2 protein-coding genes are annotated in these 3,598 nt (G+C 57.9%); both read left to right on the plus strand.

Annotation, left to right across the window (positions count from 1 at the left end; genetic code table 11):
* The coding region (locus B3520_RS16115) for a family 20 glycosylhydrolase (protein WP_286806922.1) at positions 1–1,270 on the plus strand (1,270 nt) is incomplete at its 5' end.
* A gap of 141 nt (positions 1,271–1,411) precedes the next feature.
* The coding region (locus tag B3520_RS16120; protein ID WP_286876435.1) for a TonB-dependent receptor plug domain-containing protein at positions 1,412–3,598 on the plus strand (2,187 nt) is incomplete at its 3' end.

Genomic DNA, 3,598 nt, shown 5'->3' on the forward strand with positions numbered 1-3,598 from the left:
CAAAGTAATTGACGTTAGACAGCACATTGAAGTTATCCCCGAAATCGATATGCCCGGTCATGCCCGGGCAGCCATCAAGTCCATGGACGCCCGTTACCGCCGTTTGATGGCTGCGGAACAACCGGAGGCCGCCCGTCAGTACCTGCTGTCTCATCCCGAGGACACCTCGGATTACATGACCGTACAGAACTACACCGACAACTCCATCGATGTCTGCCTGGAGTCCACCTATGCCTTTGTGGACAAGGTGATGTACGAGCTGCAGCAGATGTACCGGGATGCCGGACTCAAGCTGAACATCTTCCATATGGGGGGCGATGAAGTGGGCAAAGGCTCCTGGACTGGCTCCCCCGCCTGCCGGGATCTGATTGCCGAACGGGAAGGTGTTGCCGGTGTTGCAGATCTGAAGCCCTACTTTGTCAGCCGCGTTGCCGCGCTGGCCAAGCAGCGGGGCCTGGCCCTCGCGGGCTGGGAAGACGGCTTGATGTACGACGCGAACAATCCGTTCAACCGGGGTCAGTTTGACAACGACCGGGTCATCGCCAACGCCTGGGACAACATCTGGGAATGGGGCGTGGCCGACCGGGCCTATCGTTTGGCAAACGCCGGTTATGAGGTGGTGTTGTCTCACGGTACCCATCTCTACTTTGACCACCCCTATGAGGCCCACCCAAAAGAGCGCGGTTACTACTGGGCCACCCGGTACACCGATACCCGCAAAGTGTTCGGCTACATGCCCGAACACCTCTATGCCAACGCCGACACTACCCGCAATGGCGCGCCCATCGACAACCTCGAGGCGCTAGTGGGGCGCGCCCTGCCGCCCCTGAAACAACCGGACAACATCCTCGGCATTCAGGGCCAGGTCTGGACCGAAACCATCCGTACCCCGGAGCAGCTCGAGCGCATGGTCTACCCCCGCCTGCTCGCCTTGGCCGAGCGCGCTTGGCACAGAGCCGAATGGGAAGGGGGCTCTTCCAGTGCCGAGGCTCGCGCACGGGAATTTGCGGTGTTCGCCCGAACCCTGGCGGAACGCGAATTACCGCGCCTCGCCGAAGCCGGTGTCCAGGCGTATCTGGCCCCTCCGGGTGCCCGGTGGGAAAACGGCCAATTGCAGGTGAACACCGCCCTGCCCGGCCTGCCGGTCGAAGTCAGCACCAATGGCCTGGACTGGCAAGCCTTCCAGTCGTCGGTATCGGCCGAACAGGCACCGGTGATGTTGCGCACCCGTCTGGACAACAACGTCAGTCGTTCGACCCGCCTGGATTGACCGGCGGGTGGTACCGGAACAACTTTCTACAAAAAAGTGTTTGACAACGTTGTCCCATCGGGCGTAAAAAGAGCATAAGCTAGAAAACAGTAGTACCAACAACGTCCATCAAAACAACATAAGATCCGTTAGGAGGTCGTCATGGAAACTCGCAGCAAAGCATTCAATAAACCCAGGGGTTTCAGAAAAACCCTGCTCGCATCCAGCATTTCATCACTGCTGATCGCACCCGCATTGGTGCAGGCGCAGGATGAGCCCATGCTGGAAGAAATTGTGGTCACCGGCGTGTACGCCTCCCAGCTCAACGCGGTGAACACCAAACGCGATGCGGCCTCGGTCGTCGATGCCATTTCCGCCGAAGACATCGGCAAGCTGCCGGATGTCACCATCGCCGACTCCCTCCAGCGGATTCCCGGTATTCAGGTAGAGCGCACCGCCGGTGAAGGTGGTCCAGTCCAGATTCGCGGCCTGGCCAATGTCGCCACCTCGCTCAACGGCGAAACCTTTCTGAGTGCCACCACCATCGATTCCTCCGGCGCCGACTTTGGTGACTTGCCCTCCCAGCTGTTCTCCGGCGCCGATGTCTACAAATCCCCGCTTGCGACCCTGAGCACCCTGGGTATTTCCGGCACTGTGGATCTGAAAACCCGCCGCCCGTTTGATCTGGATAACGGTTGGACTTTCTCTGGTTCTGCAGAGGTCGACCAGGGCTCGATCAGCGAGGAGACCGATCCCACGGTTAGTGGTTTGGTTGGTTGGACAAATGACAACGTTGGCTTTCTGGTCAGTGCGGTAACCACCGAGAAGAACTTGTCCAGTAACTTCAACGGCTGGAATGACACCTCCGAAAACGGCGGGAACCTGGGTTGGCACAACAACAACCATACCTACTGGGGAATTGGTCCGGCCACCCCCTACGATTTTTATTACACCGTGCCTCATGGTGTGACCGCATTCAATAAAGCGGAAGAGCGTCATCGGGACGGCCTGAACCTGTCTTTCCAGGCGGAACTTGCGGATGGTGTAGAGCTGGTCGTTGATCATTTCTACAGCAAGCAGGAACGTTGGAACCGGCGCGCCGGCTTTAACCACAATAGCCGCTGGCAGGGTTTCAACCACTATGCGCTACCGGTGGAGGAAGGTCTTACCGAGGATCGCTTCGAGTACGAAGGCAATAGCTGGGCCACTACCACCATGTACGATCTGAATCCCTACCGGATGCAGTCGTTCACCCAGACCAACTACAACCTGGAAGAGTCCAACAACAGCAGCGCCGAGTTGAACTTTGACATGGGTGGTGCTCTCACCGGTCAGGTTCGACTGACCCGCGCCAGTGCCGATGCTCAGATGCGTCATGGCTATATCGAGGGCGATCTGCTCAGCATTGATCAGGGAAGCCTGGTGACCGGCCCCGGCGGCCTGCGCCCGGCGGGAGATTGCACGGGTGACAACGCCATTCCCGGCGAGCCGGTGGGTGAAGACGGTGGCTGCTTTATCCAATTCTCACCCAATGGTATTGAAACCAACGATTTCCAGATCCGCTACGATGCGTCCGGAGAACACCCGGCGTTTAGTGGCTTCGATCAAACAGTCGACGGTGGTCTGGGCGAGCAGTCGGTAGCGGATTATATGGCCGACATCAGTGCCTACCACGTCGGTGCCGGCTCGTCCGAGGGTAATACCGACGACGAAGCCACAATGAACACCTTCAGCACTCGCTGGAACTATGCCTTTGATGACCAGCCTTTTGGTATTACCAGTGTTGATGTCGGTCTGCGCCAAAGTGAGCGCTTTGTGGATCACGAAGTTTTCTCCTACTTCGCGGAATTCGAAGACACCGGCTGTCAGGCGCAATGGAAAGCGGTAGACCAGTTCGCGGGCACCGCGGAGTGTGATCCCGATCTGCAACAAGGTGAGTTCCTGGTCGATGAAAATGGTGATCCGGTTCTCGACGAAAACGGTGATCAGGAATATGCGCCATACACACTGATTCCACCGATGACCCTGGATCAGAATGCCGATGTGGTCTGGATCGACGATTTCGGACCCGTGTCCGGCATTCCCGGAGTCTGGGCTGTGGATCCGCGCGAGCTTGACGATACGCTGGCCTTCCAGGAGCGCGTCTTCGGTGAACAGATCAAGTACGAACAGCCGGGGGAAACTTACAGCGTCGGCTTAAATGAGTTCAGCTACTTCACCCAAGTCAACTTCAACTACGACGATTTTGTCACCGGTAATCTCGGGGTCAAAGTCATCGAAACCGACCTGACCGTGGTTCAGAATGAAGTGGGCGCTCAAGTGCCGCACTCCGGCGTGTCCTATGATACG

Source organism: Marinimicrobium sp. UBA4509, from assembly GCF_002388575.1.
Lineage (GTDB): Bacteria > Pseudomonadota > Gammaproteobacteria > Pseudomonadales > Cellvibrionaceae > Marinimicrobium > Marinimicrobium koreense.